Below are 17,406 nucleotides of genomic sequence, written 5' to 3' on the forward strand. Positions count from 1 at the left end.
GTGCGCGATACGGACCGCGATCCGACCGGTATTTGCGAGCTTCAATACGTCGCCGGGGCTTGCCCGATCGCGCCGCGCCCCGACATGGTGCGGCGATGGACGCCTCCCCCGATTTCCCGCGGCAGAGCCGCGTGCCCGTGTTCAACATGCCGGGCATCGTCACCGCGTCGATCGGGCTGCTCCTGGCGATCCAGGCGGTGCGCGAGTTCCTGCTGCCGGACACCTGGGACATCCGCCTCGTCCTCGACCTCGCGCTGGTCCCGGCGCGCTGGACCCTCTGGTTCGATCCCGGCCGGGCCTCCGAGGTGATCCGCGCCGCCGCAGATCCGGGCGATCCCGGCCTGGAGGCGGCCCGCGAGGCCTTCGCCCGCTACATCGTGGGCGAGCACGCCCTCCAGCCCTGGACGCTCGTCACCTACGGGCTGCTGCACGGCTCGTGGATGCACGTGATCTTCAACAGCGTCTGGCTCGCGGCCTTCGGCGCCCCGGTGGCGCGCCGCTGCGGCGCCCTGCGCTGGTGCGTGCTCGCGCTGGCCGGCACGGCGGCCGGCGGACTTCTCCACATCCTGATCGATCCGCTCAGTGCGGGGCCGCTGGTCGGCGCCTCGGCGGGGATCTCGGCCCTGATGGCCGCCGCCGCCCGGTTCGTGTTCCAGCCGCCGGTCTCGGGCTACGGCGCGCCGGCCTGGCAGGTGCCGCCGCCCCGTCCCGCCGAGACGATCCCGGAGCTGCTGCGCAACCGCACCGCGGTGTCGTTCCTGGTGATCTGGCTGCTGACCAACCTGCTCTTCGGCCTCGTCAGCGTGCCGCTCGTCGGCGAGAACGCCGCCATCGCCTGGGACGCCCATCTCGGCGGCTTCATCGCGGGCTTCTTCCTGTTCCCCCTGGTGGATCCCCGGGAGCCGCGCCGGCACTGAGTCCCTGCCATCGACGCCCGGCACCTTGCCATCCGGCCGGATCGATCACACACTCGCCACAATGTGAACGAGCCGGGCCAACCCGGCCGAGAACGCCATCAGGGCGCCGCGGGCTGACGGCGCACCGGCCGCGTCACACAGGGAGAGAGCCATGACCGTCGCACGCATCCTCGCCGAGAAGGGCAGCTCCGTCGTCACCGTGGGCCCCGACAAGACCCTCGATGAGGTGATCCAGATCCTCGCCGACAAGCGGATCGGCGCCCTCGTGGTCGCCCAGGCCGACGGGACGGTGGCGGGCATCATCTCCGAGCGGGACATCATGCGGGCGCTCGCCCGGCACGGGGGCTCGGCCTTCGACGCGCCGGTCTCGGCCCACATGACCACCGCGGTCACCACCTGCGGCCGGACCACCACGATCGAGGAGGTCATGACCCTCATGACCGACGGGCGCTTCCGCCACGTGCCGGTCTGCGAGGACGGGCGGCTGATCGGCCTGGTCTCGATCGGCGACGTGGTGGCGCGCAAGATCGCCACCGTCGAGGCCGAGCACCAGGCCCTGCGCGACTACATCACGATGGCGTAGGGGCGCCGGCACCGCGCGTTTCTCTCGCCCTCCGCCCCCGGGCCTCGCCGGTTCAGGGCAGGCCGCCGGGGCGCGACGCGCTCCCTCTCCCGTGCGGGAGAGGGGACCCGCGCCCCTTCGTCGACGGGCGAGCAGGCCGACATCGCGAGCCCGTACCGCCCGCGGTCCGCCTCACGCCTTCACGGGATCGAGCGTGACGTGCCAGAGGTCGGTGTCGGCCGCGTCCTTGAGGGTCACCGTCATCTGCTCGGTGGCGCCGTCCACCGCCACGTGGCCGAAGAACTGGTAGCCGGCGGCCGGCGACAGGTTCACCTGGCCCTTGTCGGGCGCCTTCACGTAGCGCAGCTGCGGCCCGAACGTGTTGTCCAGCGCGTTCGGCCCGAAGGTGCCGGCGTGGAGCGGCCCGGAGACGAACTCCCAGAACGGCTCGAAATCCTGGAACTGCGCCTTGTCGGGGTCGTAGTAGTGGGCGGCCGTGTAGTGCACGTCGGCCGTGAGCCAGACCGTGTTGCGGATCCCCGCGCTCTTGATGAAGCGCAGCAGGTCGGCGACCTCCAGCTCGCGCCCCAGCGGCGGTCCGTCGCCCTGCGCCACCGCCTCCGAGCCGAAATTGCGGTCGGTGTCGTAGGTCACTACGAGGCCGAGTGGCATGTCGGCGGCGATCACCTTCCAGGTCGCGCGGGACTCGAGCAGCGCCCGCTTCAGCCACGCGATCTGCTGCGGCCCGAGGAAGTAGGACTCGGGCCCGTACGCCGTCTGCCGGTTCTCGCCGTTCGGGCCCCGGTAGGAGCGCATGTCGAGCATGAACACGTCGACCAGCGGGCCGTAGCCGATCTTGCGGTAGACCCGGCCGGGCTCCGACGGCTCGAAGCGCATCGGCATGTACTCGTGGAAGGCCTTGGCCGCCCGCAGCTGCAGCGCCAGCACGTTCGGGTCGGCGTACTTCTTCTTCAGGTGCTCGGCCCGGGTCAGCGGCTCCCCCGGCCACCAGTTGTTGGTGACCTCGTGGTCGTCCCACTGGGCCAGGATCGGCACGGCGGCGTTCATCGCCAGCACGTTCCGGTCGGTGAGGTTGTACTTGTGCCGGCCCCGGAACTCCGCGAGCGTCTCGGCCGGCTTGGCCACCTCCTCGGTCACCCGGTTGCGCCACAGGCTGCCGTCGGAGAGCTTCACCTCGGACTGGATCGGCCCGTCGGCGTAGATCGTGTCGCCGGAATGGATGAAGAAGTCCGGCCGGTTCTTCAGGATGGCGGAATAGATCGTCATGCCGCCGCGGGCCTCGTCAATGCCCCAGCCCTGGCCCGCCGTGTCGCCCGACCAGCAGAACGACACCGAGCGCCGGTCAGCCGGCGCGGTCCGGAACCGCCCGACCTGGGCCGGCCCGACGATGGTCGGCGCGGCGACGTCCTCCAGGCGGACCCGGTAGAACACGTCCTGGCCGGCCGGCAGCCCGGTCAGAGCCACCTTCACGGTGCCGTCGGTCTCCGGCAGGGCGTCGGCGAAGACGCCGCCGCGGATGTCGGCGAAGCTCTCGGTGGTCGCCCACTCGACGATCGCCCGGGCCGGCCGGTCGGACCGGGCCCAGACCACCGCCGAGTCGGTGCCGACGTCGCCCGACTGGAGGCCGTGGGTCAGGAGCGGCCGGTCGGCGGCGCGGCTCAGGCCGGGCCGTCCGAGGCCCGTGGCCAGCCCGACGAGGCCGGCGCCTCCGGACAGCAGGATCTGACGGCGACTCGTATACATTGGAGGTCCTCCAGCATGCACGGGCGCCCATCGCAGGCGGCCACGACAGCCGGATGACGGCCCCCTCCGGACGGAGCGCACCCGGGTCCCTCAGGCCCGCGCGGCCGCACCCTCCAGCACGGCCCGGATCCGGGGCAGGGCGGCGCGGGCGGCGCGGTGCCCGAGGGCGATGCCCTCCGCGGCCCGGTGGAAGTCGAACAGCCCGAAGGCTCCGAGATCCGGGCCGATGGCCACGTCCGGCGGGTCGCGCTCCAGCCGCGCCCGCGAGATCCGGTCCTGGGTGGTGTTGAACGCGTCGAGCACCACTCGCGCGATGCCCGGCACGGCGATCTCGGGCTCGGGTCGGTCGAAGCCCGGCAGGCGCCCGCGCACGACCTGCAGGAAGCCCCGGCGCGGCGGGGCCGGGTGCGGCGCCTCGCGCACCACCGGTCCGCCGGTGTCGCCGTTGAGGTTGACGCAGATGACGAGATCGGCCCCAAGCGCCCGGGCGAGCGCCACCGGCACCGGGTTGACCAGGGTCCCGTCCATCAGCACGCGGCCGTCATGGGCCACCGGCGGGAACAGGCCGGGGATCGCGTAGGAGGCGCGCACCGCGTCCACCGCCGGGCCCTCGGTCAGGCTGACCTCGTGGCCGGTCCCGTACTCGGTGGCGACGCAGCCGAAGCGGATCGGCAGCGTCTCGATGCGGCGCTCGCCGAGATCCGCGGCGAGGCGCTGGCGCAGGCGATTGCCGGCGATCAGGCCTGAGCCCGGCAGGCGGGGGTCGATGAGCCCCACCACCCGACGCCGGGTCAGCGCGCGGGCGAAGGCCTCGAGCCGGTCGAGGCGCCCGGCCGCGTAGCAGGCGCCGACCACGGCGCCGATGGAGCAGCCCGCCACCACGGTCGGCGTGATGCCGCCTTCCTCCAGGGCGCGGATCACCCCGATATGCGCCCAGCCCCGGGCCGAGCCGCCCCCGAGGGCGAGCCCGACCTGCGGGCCGGGGCTCGGCGGCGGGCGGACCGGCTCGACGGTTCCGGGCGGGAAATGCGGGTCGGCGGACTCGTCTTGCCACCGCGTGGCAAGAGGGCGGTTCATCGCCCGGCGGCTTTCAGGACGACCCGGCCGTCCGCCTCCCGGACGACGCTGCGGTAGAAGCAGTCGCGCCGGCCGGTGTGGCAGCAGCCGCCGTCGCCGCCGACCTCGACGCGGATCAGCAGGGCGTCCTGGTCGCAGTCGACCCGCATCTCGACGACGCGCTGGATCTGGCCGCTGGTCGCGCCCTTGTGCCAGAGCTCCCGGCGCGAGCGCGACCAGTACCACGCCTCGCCGGTCTCGAGGGTGCGGGCCAGCGACTCGGCGTTCATGTGGGCGAGCATCAGCACCTGCCCGTCCCGCGCGTCCACCGCGATGCAGGCGACGAGGCCGTCGCGGTCGAACCGGGGCGTGAGGGCCGTGCCCTCCTCGATCTCGGCCCGGGTGCCGGGGGGAGCGAAGGCGGTGTCGCGCGCGGTCATGGTCGAGGCGTCGCCCGGGGCTACTTGGCGCCGCCGCGCACCAGGGTCAGGAAGCGGACCTGCTCGTTGGCGTTGTCCTTGAAGACGCCGCGGAACTGGCTGGTGATGGTCGAGACGCCGGCCTTCTGGACGCCGCGCATCGCCATGCAGAGATGCTCGGCCTCGACCATCACGGCGACGCCGCGGGGCTTGAGGATGCTCTCGATCACGTCGGCGATCTGGGCGGTCATGGTCTCCTGCGTCTGCAGGCGGCGGGCGAAGGTGTCGACCACGCGGGCGAGCTTCGACAGGCCGACCACGCCCCGGGTCGGGTAATAGGCGATGTGGGCAAGGCCCATGAACGGCACCATGTGGTGCTCGCAGTGGGAGTGGAACGGGATGTCGCGCACCAGCACGATGTCCGAGTAGCCCTCGACCTCCTCGAACACGCGCTCCAGCAGCTTCTCGGCGTCGACCGCGTAGCCGCCGAACAGCTGCTCGTAGGCCTTGGTGACCCGGGCCGGGGTGTCGAGCAGGCCCTCGCGGGTCGGGTCGTCGCCGGCCCAGCGCAGGAGGGTGCGCACGGCGGCCTCGGCCTCGGCGCGGCTCGGGCGGCCGGTCTCGATCCCGTCCGGGACGCGGGTCGCGGAGGCCGGCTCGGGCGCCACCTCGACGGGACGGCCCTCATCCACCGGCCGATTGTCATTGCGCATGCCGTTCAGCCCTTGCCCGTCGCCCCCGTTCCGGTCGAAACCCTGGCCGTCACCCTGGTAGGACAAGGATTTGAGCGCGGCATCCATGGCATCTCCGGCCCGCGCGATGCGGGATTTCATCGGGGTGCTATCGGGCTTGGCGTACATCGTCGGATCGCGTCGGGCGTTCGAGGGAAGATCCCGGGCTCGAAAAGGTTTCAAGCCGGCGCCCCGGGATGGACGAAAGGCCGTGGGAACCACCGTGGCCGTTGGCGCGACCCTGGTCGACGGCCCGCCTCCTCGCGAAGCGGCCGTATGGCGCCTATATCATCGTTCGCGGGGTAACGCGCAATGCGCGATGCACGCGGCAGAGTCCCGATGGGAAGTGTGCCTCCGGCCGAGGACCCGATGCTCGACGACATCTACAACCGCCGTATCCTGGAACTCGCCGCCGACATCCCCCGGCTCGGCCGGCTCGAGAACCCGGACGCGAGTGCCACGGCCCATTCGCGCCTGTGCGGCTCGACCGTGACGGTCGACCTCGTCCTGGGCGAGGACGGCCGGGTCGCGGATTTCGCCCAGGAGGTCCGGGCCTGCGCCCTGGGACAGGCCTCCTCGTCGCTGATGGGCCGGCACGTGGTCGGCGCCAGCGCGGACGAGCTGCGCGGCGTCCGCGCGGCCATGCGGTCGATGCTCAAGGAGAACGGCCCGGCGCCCGACGGCGCGTGGTCGGACCTCGCGGTGCTCGAGCCGGTGCGGGACTTCAAGGCGCGCCACGCCTCGACGCTCCTGACCTTCGACGCGGTGGTGGACGCCCTCGACCAGATCGCCGCCAAGCGGCAGGCCGCCTGACGGGATGGTCCGGCGCGCCGCCCACTGGGCGATCCGCGGCTACCAGCTCACGCTGTCGGGCCTGATCGGCCGCCAGTGCCGCCACTGGCCGAGCTGCTCCGAGTACACCGACACGGCCATCGCCCGGCACGGGCTCTGGCCCGGCGGCTGGATGGGCTTCGCCCGGATCTGCCGCTGCGGGCCGTTCGGCACCCACGGCATCGACCTCGTCCCCGAGCGCGTGCCGGCGCGGGCGGCGTGGTACCGCCCCTGGGCCTACGGCCGCTGGCGCGGCGTCGAGGCGCCGCCGTCGCCGTTCGCCTGCGAGGCCGTGGGGCAGGAGACCGAGGCGCGGTAGATTTCGTTCCTGCTTTGTTTCACGTGAAACACGGGTGCCGGGCGGTCGGGCTGGCGGATCGGAGATCGCTTTTCGGAGATCCCGTGCGCCTGCCCCGCGCTCAACCGGCCTGACGGTTCGCCGCCAGCTTCTCGGCGAACTCGATCGCCTCGATGAGGCTGCGCTCGTTGGCGACGCCGGTGCCGGCGATGTCGAAGGCGGTGCCGTGATCGACCGAGGTGCGGATGATCGGCAGCCCCAGGGTGATGTTCACCCCCGACAGGTCCATCCACTTCCCCGTGGCCGGGTCGATCTCGAAGCCCAGGAGCTTGACCGGGATGTGTCCCTGGTCGTGGTACATCGCCACCACCGCGTCGTACTGGCCCGCCCGCAGCTTCACGAACACCGTGTCGCCCGGCACCGGGCCGTGCACGTCGAGCCCGTCGGCGTTGGCCGTCTCGATCACCGGCGCGCTGACGTCGATGTCCTGGCGCCCGAACAGGCCGCCCTCGCCGGCATGGGGGTTGAGCGCGGCGACCGCGATCTTCGGCCGGGCGAGACCCAGTCCCTTCAGCGCCTTGTCGGTGAGGTCGATGACGAGGCGCAGGCGCTCCGGGGTCAGGCGCTTGGGCACGTCCTCCAGGGCGACGTGGGTCGTGACGTGGGAGACCCGCATGTTGCCGTGGGCCAGCATCATCACCGAGCCGCGCACGCCGGTCAGCTCCGCCAGCATCTCGGTGTGGCCGGCATAGTGGTAGCCGGCCTTGTTGAGCGCCTCCTTGTTGAGGGGCGCGGTGACGATGCCGCCGATCCGGCCGGCCAGGGCGAGGCGAACGCCGGCCTCGATCGCCTTGTAGGCGAAGCGGCCGCCGTCGGCCGAGAGCCGGCCGGGCTCGATCGGCGCACCCTCCGCGTCGGCCTGGAGGCAGCACAGCGCCGGCCAGTCGCCGGCCTCGGCGACCTCGGGAACGGCGTCGGGCAGGAGTCCGAGCGCCCGTTCCGCGCGGCGCAGGGAAGGGGCGCTGCCGATGACGACGAGCTTGAGGTCGCCCGCGTCGATCCGGTCCTTCAGCCGGGCGGCCGCCTTGACGATGATCTCCGGGCCGATGCCGGCCGGATCGCCCATGGTGATGGCGAGATGTGAGGTCACGCGTCGCTCCTGCTGCGCGGAAAGCCGTTGCCGTGAAGTAGATCGCGCCAGACGCCCTCTGTTCCGAAGGCGCCGGATTTGGACACGACCGCGAGCCCGTCCCAGCGTCCGCCCCGCAGGGTCGAGCGGGGCAGGCCCGGGGTGATCTGCCCGGTGACGTCGAGGCGCGCGGCGGAGAGCGCGAGGCACAGCGCCTTCAGGGTCTCGCCGCCGGCCACCAGCAGCGTGCCGGGCCGCGGGATGCGGTCGATCACCCCCGCGAAGGTCCCGGCGATCCGCGCGGCGGCCTCCTCCCGGGCGGTGCCCTCGGGCAGCGCGAGGCTCGCCAGGACGACGCCGTCCCGGTCGAGGCGCGCGGCCACCGCGCCGGCATGGTCCGGATGGCGCGCCGACAGGACGAGGTGGTGGGCGCCGCAGGCCGCGAGCTGCGCCGCGGTCTCGGGCCGGTCCGAGCCGAACAGCCCGAGGACCGGGCCGGCGAGCCGGTCGTCGCCCGGCGCCGCAACGCCGCGCGCCAGGGCCGCCGCGAGGCCGCCGCTGCCGCACCAGAGCACCGGTCCGTCGCCGCCGAGATCCGCGACCCGGACAAGGTCGGCGTCGCTCGCCGCGTCGTAGACGGCGACGCCCGTCACCGGCCCGTCGGACACGTCGGCCCGGCGCGCCGGCAGCCCGACGGCGCGCAGGGCCTCGGCGATGTCGCCCGAGACCGGCTCGAAGCCCGCGCCGCGCCGGGCGAGCTGCCGCCCGCCCTCCGTGCGGCGTCCCTGATACGGGAAGGCCGGCGCCACCACGCAGCGCCCCCAGGTCCCTGTGCGAAGCACGGCCGCGAGTTCGGCCGCCCAGGGGCCGCGCAGCAGGCTGTCGACCTTCTTGAAGGCGATGTCGGCCCCGTCCAGCCGGGGCGCGAGGGCGCCGACGATCCGGTCGGCGTCCGCGGCCGAGCCTTCCCGGGTGCCGGAATCGATCGCGAGGCAGCCGGGTCCATCCCCCGCCAGGATCTCCGGCCACGCCACCGGGATCGACCCGCACAGGCCGGTGAAGCCCGCGGCCGTGTCGAGGGTGCCGGTGAGATCGTCGGCGATGAGGCGCAGGCGGGTCATGTCGGGCGGATCATGGCGGGAGCCGCGCCGGCCGCGCCCCCGGCCGAGCGCGGCTCGCGTGCTCGTTGTCAGGTTGTCGCGCGGCATACCGACCGGCCGGCGCGGCGGTCAAGCGGGCAGCCCCGCGCCTCGGATCGACCGCCGCCCGGGCGAGGCCGCCGGGTCCAGGGAGCCGGAGAGGGACGGGGACGTCGCTGACGACATCCGGGCCGCCGCAGATCGTGCCGGGCCGCGCCCAGGCAGGGATGGGCCCGCGCAGTTGTCACCATATGCGCCGGTCCGGCCGCGCGTTGCGCCGACTCGTCGAAAGGTTGTAGCAGCCCGCCCGGGGGGCAAGCGGGTGCCGGGGCTCGGAACGGGCCGGTACCGGAAGGGCGACCCATGCAGATTCCCATCAAGCGCTCCCTGGAGCGCGTGCCCGGCGGCCTGATGGTGGTGCCGCTGTTCCTCGGCGCGATCCTCCACACGCTCTTCCCGGACACCGCGACGTTCTTCGGCTCGTTCACCGGCGCGCTGTTCAACGGCGCCCTGCCGATCCTGGCGGTGTTCTTCGTCTGCATGGGCGCGGGCATCGACTTCCGCGCCGCCCCGGCGATCGCCCGCAAGGGCGGCGTCCTGCTGGCCGCCAAGGTCGGCGTCGCGGCGATCATGGGCGTGGTGTTCGGGCAGATCCTCGGCGAGGCGCCGGTGGTCGGGGGCGCCTTCGCGGGGCTGTCGACGCTGGCGATCGTCGCCGCCATGAACGACACCAACGGCGGGCTCTACCTCGCCCTGATGGGCCAGTTCGGCCGCCCGAAGGATGCGGGCGCCTACGCGATCATGAGCCTCGAATCCGGGCCGTTCCTCACCATGGTGACGCTCGGGCTGGCGGGCCTGTCGGCCTTCCCGTGGCCGACCCTGGTGGGCAGCATCCTGCCGCTGCTGATCGGGATGATCCTCGGCAACCTCGACCGCGACATGCGCGCTTTCCTATCGGGGGCGGCGCCGGTGATGATCCCGTTCTTCGCCTTCGCCCTCGGCTTCGGGCTCGACCTCGCCAAGATCTGGCAGGCGGGTCTCCTCGGCATCGGCCTCGGCGTGGCGGTGGTGGCGATCACCGGGGCCGCCCTGTTCGTCGCCGACCGCCTCACCGGCGGCAACGGCGTGGCGGGCGTCGCCGCCGCCTCGACGGCCGGCAACGCCGCCGCCGTGCCGGCGATCATCGCCGCCGCCAATCCGGCCTACAAGGATGCCGCCGGCCCCGCCACCGTGCTGGTGGCGGCGAGCGTGGTGGTCACGGCGCTGCTCGTGCCGCTGCTGACCGCGTTCGTGGCCGGGCAGGTCCGCCCGGACGCGGCCGAGGCCGATCCGGCGCCGGTCCCCAGCCCCGCTCCGACCGCACCCTGACGTCTCGCGCGGTCTAGCTGCGCGTCCCGCGCGACCGGCGGCAACCGAAGTCTCCGAGTCCGGTTGTCCCTCCAGGAAGCGCGGCACGGCCGCGTCTCACGGCGAACCGGAGCGGGCACCGCATGTCGACCGAATCCAGAGGCAAGACGCATATCGACATCTACGACCGCGCCACACGCGAGGAGTGGGCGCAGCGTTTCGGCGTCAGCGAGGAGAGGCTTCGCAAGGCGGTGACCATGGTCGGCAGCCGGATCACCAGCGTCGCCGCCTATCTCGACAAGCCGGCCGCCTGAGACCGGCGCCATGGAAGTGCCCCCCGATTTCCGTCCGCCTCCGGATCATCCGATGGCGGGGACACCGGCGCACGGATCCGCACTCGGGTCCGAGTCTGGGTCCGAGCCCGCGCCGGGACCCGCGTCCGGGACCGACGCGGCGGCACCGCAGCCTTCGGCGCGGTCGTCCGACACGATCACGTTCGAGCAGATCCGCGAGCGGGCCTACGAGCTCTGGGAGCGCAACCACAGGCCCGAGGGATTCGAGATCGAGTTCTGGCTGCTGGCCGAGCGGGAATTGCGCAAGGAGCGCGATCGCCGGAAGGCCGACGCGGCGCCGGCAGCGCCGCGCTCCGATCCGCCGCCGGCCTGACGGTCTCCGACCTTCATCCGAGACGGTCCCGGGTCACGGCGGACCCGGGGTCGGATTACCTTCAGGCCTCGATCGCCGCCCGGGCTTCCTTCACCGCCGCCTCGAAGGCGACGAACGCCGTGGTCGCCGAGTCCCAGGTCTGGCTGCGCACGTGGCGGACCAGGGCGGCCGCCTGCTCGCGGGCCTGCGCCAGGGGCTTCTCGATGGCGGCCGACCGCGTCGCGTCCGCGGGGATGCCCTCCGGCGGCGTGTCGGTCGAGCGCATGCCGACCAGGGTCGCCGCGATGGCGCGCCGCCACGCGGCGCAGTCCGCCGACAGGCGGATCACCCGCTGATCCGCGGCGGTGCCGGTCTGCCGGTCGAGCAGGGTGCGGCCGAGATCCTCGATCCGTCCGAGTTGCGCGAGGGCGTCGCCGATCTCGCGGCGGGCCTTGTCGGTCCCTTCCGCGATGCGGCCGACGTTCTGGGCGATGTCGCCGGTGGCCTGCATCTGCTGGCCGAGGATCTCGGAGGCCTCACGCATCTGCGCCGCGACGTTCGCGACGGCGCCGCTCTCGGCCTCGACGCGGGCATTGGCCCGCACCATCGCGGACGCGCCGGCCTCGACGGCGTTGCGGCTGCGCGTCACGGCGGCCTGCATCGCCGCCATCTCCTCGCGCAGGCCGCTGACCCGCGCCCGGATCTCGTCCGTCGCCTTCGCGGTCTGCGCCGAGAGCGTCTTCACTTCGGCGGCGACCACCGCGAAGCCGCGGCCGGCCTCGCCGGCCCGCGCCGCCTCGATCGTGGCGTTGAGCGCCAGCAGGTTGGTCTGGGCCGAGATCGCCGCGATCGTGCCGGCCATCTCCTCGATCCGCAGCGCCGCGGTGGAGAAGCTGTCGAGCCGGCTGCCGATCTCCTCGGTGCCTTCCTCGATCCCGCGCATGCCGTCGGTGGCGCGATGCAGGTCGCCCACGCAGGTGGCGATGCCGGCCCGGGCCGTCTCGGCCATCTCGGCCGCCGACGAGGAGCGGGCGGCGATCTCACCCGTGGTCGCGGCGAGCTCCTCGCTGGCGGCCGCGATGAGTCGGGCCTGCTCGGCGGTGCCGGAGGCGTCGTGGGTCATCCAGCCGATCGAGGTGCCGGCGTCGGACGCGGAGGCGGACAGGCGCGCCAGGAGAGTCAGCCATTCCCGATCGACAGCCGGCTCCGCGACGGGCGTCGGGGCCGTCTCGACTGGCAAGACCGCCGCCGTCTCGACCGGGGCGGTCGCCGTCACCGGGGTTGCTAGCGCGTCAGGGATCTGACGCTGCCGGCGCAAACTGAACATGCGGGCCTCTCCGACACTCTAATCGGGGCGCATGGTCACACAGAACCTTCAACCAATGGTGAAGGATAGACCAGTCTCTCGACAAGCGTTGCGGGGCATCGGTGCAGCGCAACACGTCTACTTCGAGAAGTTGCGCCCCCAGATAGCGCTCTATCAGGGGGCGCAATGCTTCATTCGCCGGTCAGGGCCGCCTTGGTGCGCGACCACCAGCCGGCGCGCTTCGGCCGGTCCGGATCGGACGGCGGCGTCAGCACGATCGCCACGGGCTCGGGCGCCGGCTCGGCGGGAGCGGCCTCGGGCGAGCCGGCCTCGGCCTGCGCGCCGACGGTCGCCCGATCGGCCGCCGGCGCCGCGGACTCGACCGGGGCCACCGGCAGGTCCACCGCGGTCTCGGTCCGGTCCTCGGCGGCCGCGGCTGGCGCCGCCTCGATCGCCTCGGCCACAGCCTGGGCGCTCACCGGCTCCTCCGCCGACAGGGCGACGACATCGCCCGCGGCTTCCGGCGCGTCGTCCGTCTCGGACGCCTCGCGGGTGCGGCCCTCGCTGCGACCGCGGCCGCCCCGGCGCCCGCGGCGGCGGCGACGGCCGCCCTCGTCCTCGGACCGCGCCGCCTCGTCCGAACCCGCGACGGCCTCGTCGGCCTCGCCGGCCTCCGCGGCGACGGCCGCAGCGGGAGCCTCGGTCCCGGCCGGCCGCGCGCCGTCCCAGTCCCCATCGCTCCGTTCCGCGTCCGAACGGGCGTCGTCGCGGCCGTCGTCCTGCTGGTCGTCCTGATCGTCGTCGCCGCGATCGTCCTCGGCGCGCCCGTCCTCGCCGCGGCCCTCCTGGCGACCGCCGCGCCGGCGGCGGCGACGGCGGCGGCGGCGGCCCTCGCCCTCCTCGCGCGACCCGTCCTCGCGGGCCTCGGCGCGGCCCTCGTCGGCCTCGCCCTCGGCGTCGGTCTCAATCTCGGTCTCGGCCTCGTCGGCCTCCTCGTCCTCGTCGTCGAACTCCATCGCGGGCGAGATCGCCTGGGCGCGCACGCCCGTGACTGGGCCCTCCGCCCGCTGGGCCGGCTCACCGCGGTCGAGCTGGAACGGTGTGGTCGCCGCCAGCCGCTCGTCGGCCGCGATCGTGATCGTCACGCCGAAGCGCACCTCGAGCTCGCGCAGGTGTCCGCGCTTCTGGTTGAGGATGTAGAGCGCGATCTCGGTGCGGGTGCGCAGGACGAGGTTGTGGGAGGCCGACTTGAGCAGCACCTCCTCGATCGAGCGCAGGATGTGCAGCGCCACCGACGCGGTGGCGCGCACGAAGCCCGAGCCGCCGCAATGGGCGCAGGGGATCGAGGAGGATTCGAGCACGCCGGTGCGGATCCGCTGGCGGCTCATCTCCAGGAGGCCGAAGGGCGAGATCCGGCCGACCTGGATGCGGGCGCGGTCGTTCTTCAGGCACTCGTTGAGCTTCTTCTCGACGGCGCGGTTGTTCCGCTTCTCCTCCATGTCGATGAAGTCGATGACGATCAGGCCCGCGAGGTCGCGCAGCCGGAGCTGGCGGGCGACCTCCTCGGCGGCCTCCAGGTTCGTCTTGAGGGCGGTGTCCTCGATGTCGTGCTCGCGGGTGGCGCGGCCGGAGTTCACGTCGATCGAGACCAGGGCCTCGGTCGGGTTGATCACGAGGTAGCCGCCGGACTTCAGCGAGACGTGCGTGGAGAACATCGCGTCGAGCTGCTGCTCGACGCCGAAGCGGGCAAAGATCGGCGTCGAGTCGCGGTAGGGCTTCACGACCTTGGACTGGCCGGGCATCAGCATCCGCATGAAGTCCTTGGCCTCGCGGTAGGCGTCCTCGCCGGCGACCAGAACCTCGTCCAGATCCTTGTTGTAGAGGTCGCGGATGGCGCGCTTGATCAGCGAGCCCTCCTCGTAGACGAGGGCCGGCGCCATCGAGGTCAGCGTCAGCTCGCGGACCGACTCCCACAGGCGCATCAGGTACTCGAAGTCGCGGGCGATCTCGGGCTTGGACCGCGAGGCGCCGGCGGTGCGCAGGATGACGCCCATCCCCTCGGGCACCTCCAGGTCCTGCACGACCTCCTTCAGGCGCTTGCGGTCGGCCGCCGAGGTAATCTTGCGGGAGATGCCGCCGCCCCGGCCGGTGTTGGGCATCAGCACCGAGTAGCGGCCGGCGAGCGACAGGTAGGTGGTGAGCGCCGCGCCCTTCGTGCCACGCTCCTCCTTGACCACCTGCACCAGGATGATCTGGCGGCGCTTGATCACCTCCTGGATCTTGTACTGGCGGCGGTAGTGGCGCGGACGCTCGGGGATCTCGGCCAGCGCGTCGCCGTTGCCGCCGACCTGGGCGATCTTGGGCTCGGCGTCGGGATCGTCGGACTCCTCGTCCGAGTCGTCATCCTCGTCGGACTCGTCCTCGTCGTCCTCCGACTCGTCCTCATCCTCGTCGTCGTCGGATTCCTCGTCGTCCTCCTCCGAGGCCTCGTCCGACGCTTCGGCCGACGGGCCGGCGGCGGTCGGCGCGGTCTCCTCGGCCTCGCTCGCCCCGGCCTCGCTCTCCTCCGTCACGATCGCGTGCGCGGCGGTCTCGTCCGGCGCGTCGGACACGGTCAGCGCCTCCGCCACGGCGATGCGGGCCTCCGGCTCGGAGGGGGCGTCCTCGGACGGGGCGGAGTCGGCGGCGACCGGCTCCGACGCGGCGGGGGCTGCCTGCGCCTCGACCGGCGCGGTCTCGGGCTCGGCGGCCTGCGCCGGCTCACCCTCCGGGAGGTCGCCGGCGGCGGCCTCGGAGGCGAGGGCCTCCTGCACGGCCTCGGGGTTCTCGGACAGCGTGTCGGGCTGGACGGCCGGGTCGATCCCCGACTCGTTCCGGATCTCGGCCTGGTCCTCGCTCTCGGGCGCCGCGTGCGTGTCCTCGGCGCTCACGGTCTCGTCGGCGCCGCGGGCGCGGGCCTCGGCACGGCGGCCGCGGGACCGGCGCGACGACGACCGGCGACGGCGCTCCTCGCGCTCGCGGTGCTCCTCGGCGTCGCGGGCCTCCTCTTCGAGGAGTGCCTGCCGGTCGGCCAGCGGGATCTGGTAGTAGTCGGGATGGATCTCGTTGAAGGCCAGGAAGCCGTGGCGGTTCCCGCCGTACTCGACGAACGCCGCCTGGAGCGACGGCTCCACCCGGGTGACCTTGGCGAGGTAGATGTTGCCGCGCAGCTGGCGCCGGTTGGCGGCTTCGAAGTCGAACTCCTCGACCCTAGACCCGTGGACCGTGACGACCCGGGTCTCCTCCGGGTGCATCGCGTCGATCAGCATTTTGTTGGCCATGTCGGACTCTCGGCATGGCGGCCGACGTCGTTCTCCGTGCCCGTGGTCCCGGCGGCGCCTCGCCCGACGTCAATGCTGTCGGGCGGGATGCCGGCCTCGTCGCCGAGGCGGATGGGTTCGAGGGGAAATTGCCGTCAACCGCCGTTCGGCGCCCTGGGCGCCTGGGGTTGAAACAGGCCGGGCGGACGGACGGACCGGCGTGACGCACCGTTTGCGCCTCCGGGGCACGCGCAGCCTTATGCTGGGCCGTGCGTCCGTCCATCGTGGTCCCGACCTCGCGAAACAATCTCGGCCGGCGGGGGACCGGCCGTGAATTCCTGGGTGCGGCGGAGGATCTCCGCCGCGTCGTGCGACACCTGCCCGATCGCGGGCGGCACATGCCGCCGCCAAGCGGACCGACAGGGCCCGCCGCGACACCGCGACCGCTTTCGCGAGGAATTCGGTCACGTCCGCGGGCCGTTGCGGCGACCGGCGGGACCGGAGAGGGGTCGACATCATTACAGACCGCTGCGCGGATTTGGCAAGGGTCAACGTGAATAGATGTCACGGGCCTGTCACGGCGCGCGCGGCGCTACGCGACAGGCGTGTGCCTACTCCGCCGCTTCGAGCCGCGGCGTCACCCCGGCGAGCGCCGCGGGTTTCGGGCCGCCGGTCGCCCAGTCGAGCAACTCGACCGTGTGGACGATCGGGATGCCGGTGCCCTTCCCGATCTGCGTGGCGCAGCCGATGTTGCCGGTGGCGATCACGTCGGGGCGCACGCGCTCGATGTTGGCGACCTTCCGGGCGCGCAGCTTCGCGGCGAGCTCCGGCTGCAGGATGTTGTAGGTCCCCGCCGAGCCGCAGCAGATGTGGCCCTCGGGCACGTCCTTCACGGTGAAGCCCGCGCGCTTCAGCAGCGTCTTGGGCTCGAGGCGGATGCCCTGGCCGTGCTGCATCGAGCAGGCCGAGTGGTAGGCCACGACGAGGTTGGTCTCGGCCACGGGGGCCAGGTCGAGCAGCGCGAGGTACTCGGTCACGTCCTTGGCCAGGCTCGAGACCCGCCGCGCCTTCTCGGCGTAGGCCGGGTCGTCGCGGAACATGAAGCCGTAATCCTTGATGGTCGTGCCGCAGCCCGAGGCCGTGACCAGGATCGCGTCGAGGCCCTCGGCGATCTCGGCGTCCCAGGCGTCGATCGCCTGCCTAGCATGGGCGTGGGCCGAGTCCTCCTTGCCCATGTGGTGGGTCAGCGCCCCGCAGCAGCCCTCGTTCGCGTGCACCACCTCGATCCCGTGCCGGTTGAGCAGCCGGATCGCGGCGGCGTTGAAGTCCGGCCGCAGGACGCTCTGGGCGCAGCCGCGCAGGAGGGCGACGCGCCGGGCGGGCGTCCCGGCCGCCTGACCGCCCGCCGGCGGGAACCGGCCGGGCCGGTTCGTCGGCTCGCGGGGCGGCGCCCCGGCCGGCGCGAGGTCGAGCATGGCCGCGAGGCGGTTGCCGACCCGCGGCAGCCGGGCCACCAGCCCCCGGAACGGCGCGCCGAGCTTGGCGGCGGTGAGCGCGAGGCGGAAGCGCCCCGGATAGGGGAGGACCTGGGCGAGGAGCGCCCGCAGGAACCGGTCGCCGGCGGGGCGCGCGTAGGTCTCCTCGATATGGGCCCGGGCGTGGTCGACGAGGTGCATGTAGTGCACCCCCGACGGGCAGGTGGTCATGCAGGACAGGCACGAGAGGCAGCGGTCGACGTGCTTGACCACCTCCTGCGAGGCCGGCTTGCCGCCCTCCAGCATGTCCTTGATCAGGTAGATCCGCCCGCGCGGGGAATCGAGCTCGTCGCCGAGCAGCAGGTAGGTCGGGCAGGTCGCCGTGCAGAAGCCGCAATGCACGCAGGTCCGCAGGATCTTCTCCGAGGCCGCCATGGCGGGATCGGCGAGCTGGGCGGGGGCGAAGTTGGTCTGCACGGGTCGCGTCC

General features: G+C 73.1%; 16 protein-coding genes. 7 read left to right on the forward strand and 9 right to left on the reverse strand.

Annotation, left to right across the window (positions count from 1 at the left end; genetic code table 11):
* The first annotated feature begins 95 nt into the window (after positions 1-95).
* Both ACLBX8_RS22675 and ACLBX8_RS22680 read left to right on the forward strand, forming a co-directional pair.
* On the forward strand, positions 96-917 hold the full coding sequence (locus tag ACLBX8_RS22675; RefSeq protein WP_056526486.1) for a rhomboid family intramembrane serine protease: 822 nt from the start codon (positions 96-98) through the stop codon (positions 915-917).
* A gap of 151 nt (positions 918-1,068) precedes the next feature.
* Positions 1,069-1,500 (forward strand): CBS domain-containing protein, encoded by a 432-nt coding sequence (locus ACLBX8_RS22680; protein ID WP_020091165.1) that lies wholly within the window; start codon positions 1,069-1,071, stop codon positions 1,498-1,500.
* A 171-nt stretch (positions 1,501-1,671) separates the two neighbouring features.
* Here the strand turns inward: ACLBX8_RS22680 and ACLBX8_RS22685 are convergent, their stop codons facing one another.
* From ACLBX8_RS22685 to folE, 4 genes are all read right to left on the reverse strand, one after another.
* Positions 1,672-3,243 (reverse strand): alkaline phosphatase D family protein, encoded by a 1,572-nt coding sequence (locus ACLBX8_RS22685; RefSeq protein WP_447715770.1) that lies wholly within the window; start codon positions 3,241-3,243, stop codon positions 1,672-1,674.
* Positions 3,244-3,333: 90 nt separating this feature from the next.
* Complete coding sequence (locus ACLBX8_RS22690; protein ID WP_447715771.1) at positions 3,334-4,320, reverse strand: patatin-like phospholipase family protein; 987 nt, start codon at positions 4,318-4,320, stop codon at positions 3,334-3,336.
* Positions 4,317-4,739, reverse strand: coding sequence for a phosphoribosyl-AMP cyclohydrolase (gene hisI / locus ACLBX8_RS22695; protein WP_020091162.1), 423 nt, complete (start codon positions 4,737-4,739; stop codon positions 4,317-4,319). The genes ACLBX8_RS22690 and hisI overlap by 4 nt, the downstream gene beginning before the upstream one ends.
* Before the next feature lie 20 nt (positions 4,740-4,759).
* The gene (gene folE, locus ACLBX8_RS22700; RefSeq protein ID WP_020091161.1) at positions 4,760-5,578 is read right to left on the reverse strand and encodes a GTP cyclohydrolase I FolE; all 819 of its coding nucleotides are present in this window, start codon (positions 5,576-5,578) and stop codon (positions 4,760-4,762) included.
* Between the two features lie 240 nt (positions 5,579-5,818).
* On the opposite strand from folE, the gene ACLBX8_RS22705 reads away from it, so the two are divergent.
* Complete coding sequence (locus ACLBX8_RS22705) at positions 5,819-6,262, forward strand: iron-sulfur cluster assembly scaffold protein (protein ID WP_273564690.1); 444 nt, start codon at positions 5,819-5,821, stop codon at positions 6,260-6,262.
* Positions 6,263-6,266: 4 nt separating this feature from the next.
* The gene (gene yidD, locus ACLBX8_RS22710; RefSeq protein WP_447682620.1) at positions 6,267-6,599 is read left to right on the forward strand and encodes a membrane protein insertion efficiency factor YidD; all 333 of its coding nucleotides are present in this window, start codon (positions 6,267-6,269) and stop codon (positions 6,597-6,599) included.
* A 100-nt stretch (positions 6,600-6,699) separates the two neighbouring features.
* Here the strand turns inward: yidD and pdxA are convergent, their stop codons facing one another.
* The gene (gene pdxA / locus ACLBX8_RS22715; RefSeq protein ID WP_447715772.1) at positions 6,700-7,728 is read right to left on the reverse strand and encodes a 4-hydroxythreonine-4-phosphate dehydrogenase PdxA; all 1,029 of its coding nucleotides are present in this window, start codon (positions 7,726-7,728) and stop codon (positions 6,700-6,702) included.
* Positions 7,725-8,828, reverse strand: a complete 1,104-nt coding sequence (locus tag ACLBX8_RS22720; protein ID WP_447715773.1) for a four-carbon acid sugar kinase family protein — start codon at positions 8,826-8,828, stop codon at positions 7,725-7,727. Before ACLBX8_RS22720 ends, pdxA begins: the two co-directional genes overlap by 4 nt.
* A 381-nt stretch (positions 8,829-9,209) precedes the next feature.
* On the opposite strand from ACLBX8_RS22720, the gene ACLBX8_RS22725 reads away from it, so the two are divergent.
* From ACLBX8_RS22725 to ACLBX8_RS22735, 3 genes are all read left to right on the forward strand, one after another.
* Positions 9,210-10,214: a 2-keto-3-deoxygluconate permease gene (locus tag ACLBX8_RS22725; RefSeq protein ID WP_447715774.1), complete on the forward strand. Its 1,005-nt coding sequence runs from the start codon at positions 9,210-9,212 to the stop codon at positions 10,212-10,214.
* 122 nt (positions 10,215-10,336) lie between these two features.
* The gene (locus ACLBX8_RS22730) at positions 10,337-10,507 is read left to right on the forward strand and encodes a DUF3606 domain-containing protein (RefSeq protein WP_020091155.1); all 171 of its coding nucleotides are present in this window, start codon (positions 10,337-10,339) and stop codon (positions 10,505-10,507) included.
* A 52-nt stretch (positions 10,508-10,559) separates the two neighbouring features.
* On the forward strand, positions 10,560-10,859 hold the full coding sequence (locus ACLBX8_RS22735; protein ID WP_020091154.1) for a DUF2934 domain-containing protein: 300 nt from the start codon (positions 10,560-10,562) through the stop codon (positions 10,857-10,859).
* Positions 10,860-10,920: 61 nt separating this feature from the next.
* Here the strand turns inward: ACLBX8_RS22735 and ACLBX8_RS22740 are convergent, their stop codons facing one another.
* The 3 genes from ACLBX8_RS22740 to glcF form a co-directional block, all read right to left on the reverse strand.
* Entirely contained in the window at positions 10,921-12,165 is a 1,245-nt protein-coding gene (locus ACLBX8_RS22740) for a methyl-accepting chemotaxis protein (RefSeq protein ID WP_100251517.1), read from the reverse strand.
* A gap of 170 nt (positions 12,166-12,335) precedes the next feature.
* Positions 12,336-15,464 carry an Rne/Rng family ribonuclease gene (locus ACLBX8_RS22745; protein WP_447699972.1) on the reverse strand — a complete coding sequence of 1,043 codons (3,129 nt, stop codon included), beginning with the start codon at positions 15,462-15,464 and terminating at the stop codon, positions 12,336-12,338.
* 590 nt (positions 15,465-16,054) lie between these two features.
* Positions 16,055-17,395 carry a glycolate oxidase subunit GlcF gene (glcF, locus tag ACLBX8_RS22750; protein ID WP_447699973.1) on the reverse strand — a complete coding sequence of 447 codons (1,341 nt, stop codon included), beginning with the start codon at positions 17,393-17,395 and terminating at the stop codon, positions 16,055-16,057.
* Positions 17,396-17,406: the final 11 nt, after the last annotated feature.

It is taken from the genome of Methylobacterium sp. D48H, from assembly GCF_053345715.1.

What these genes read in the sequence shown, in the direction of transcription:
- ACLBX8_RS22675 (WP_056526486.1), top strand. Translation starts at nt 96, where the DNA reads ATGGACGCCTCCCCCGATTTCCCGCGGCAGAGCCGCGTGCCCGTGTTC.
- ACLBX8_RS22680 (WP_020091165.1), top strand. Translation starts at nt 1,069, where the DNA reads ATGACCGTCGCACGCATCCTCGCCGAGAAGGGCAGCTCCGTCGTCACC.
- ACLBX8_RS22685 (WP_447715770.1), bottom strand. Translation starts at nt 3,243, where the DNA reads ATGTATACGAGTCGCCGTCAGATCCTGCTGTCCGGAGGCGCCGGCCTC.
- ACLBX8_RS22690 (WP_447715771.1), bottom strand. Translation starts at nt 4,320, where the DNA reads ATGAACCGCCCTCTTGCCACGCGGTGGCAAGACGAGTCCGCCGACCCG.
- hisI (WP_020091162.1), bottom strand. Translation starts at nt 4,739, where the DNA reads ATGACCGCGCGCGACACCGCCTTCGCTCCCCCCGGCACCCGGGCCGAG.
- folE (WP_020091161.1), bottom strand. Translation starts at nt 5,578, where the DNA reads ATGTACGCCAAGCCCGATAGCACCCCGATGAAATCCCGCATCGCGCGG.
- ACLBX8_RS22705 (WP_273564690.1), top strand. Translation starts at nt 5,819, where the DNA reads ATGCTCGACGACATCTACAACCGCCGTATCCTGGAACTCGCCGCCGAC.
- yidD (WP_447682620.1), top strand. Translation starts at nt 6,267, where the DNA reads ATGGTCCGGCGCGCCGCCCACTGGGCGATCCGCGGCTACCAGCTCACG.
- ACLBX8_RS22720 (WP_447715773.1), bottom strand. Translation starts at nt 8,828, where the DNA reads ATGACCCGCCTGCGCCTCATCGCCGACGATCTCACCGGCACCCTCGAC.
- ACLBX8_RS22725 (WP_447715774.1), top strand. Translation starts at nt 9,210, where the DNA reads ATGCAGATTCCCATCAAGCGCTCCCTGGAGCGCGTGCCCGGCGGCCTG.
- ACLBX8_RS22730 (WP_020091155.1), top strand. Translation starts at nt 10,337, where the DNA reads ATGTCGACCGAATCCAGAGGCAAGACGCATATCGACATCTACGACCGC.
- ACLBX8_RS22735 (WP_020091154.1), top strand. Translation starts at nt 10,560, where the DNA reads ATGGCGGGGACACCGGCGCACGGATCCGCACTCGGGTCCGAGTCTGGG.
- ACLBX8_RS22740 (WP_100251517.1), bottom strand. Translation starts at nt 12,165, where the DNA reads ATGTTCAGTTTGCGCCGGCAGCGTCAGATCCCTGACGCGCTAGCAACC.
- ACLBX8_RS22745 (WP_447699972.1), bottom strand. Translation starts at nt 15,464, where the DNA reads ATGGCCAACAAAATGCTGATCGACGCGATGCACCCGGAGGAGACCCGG.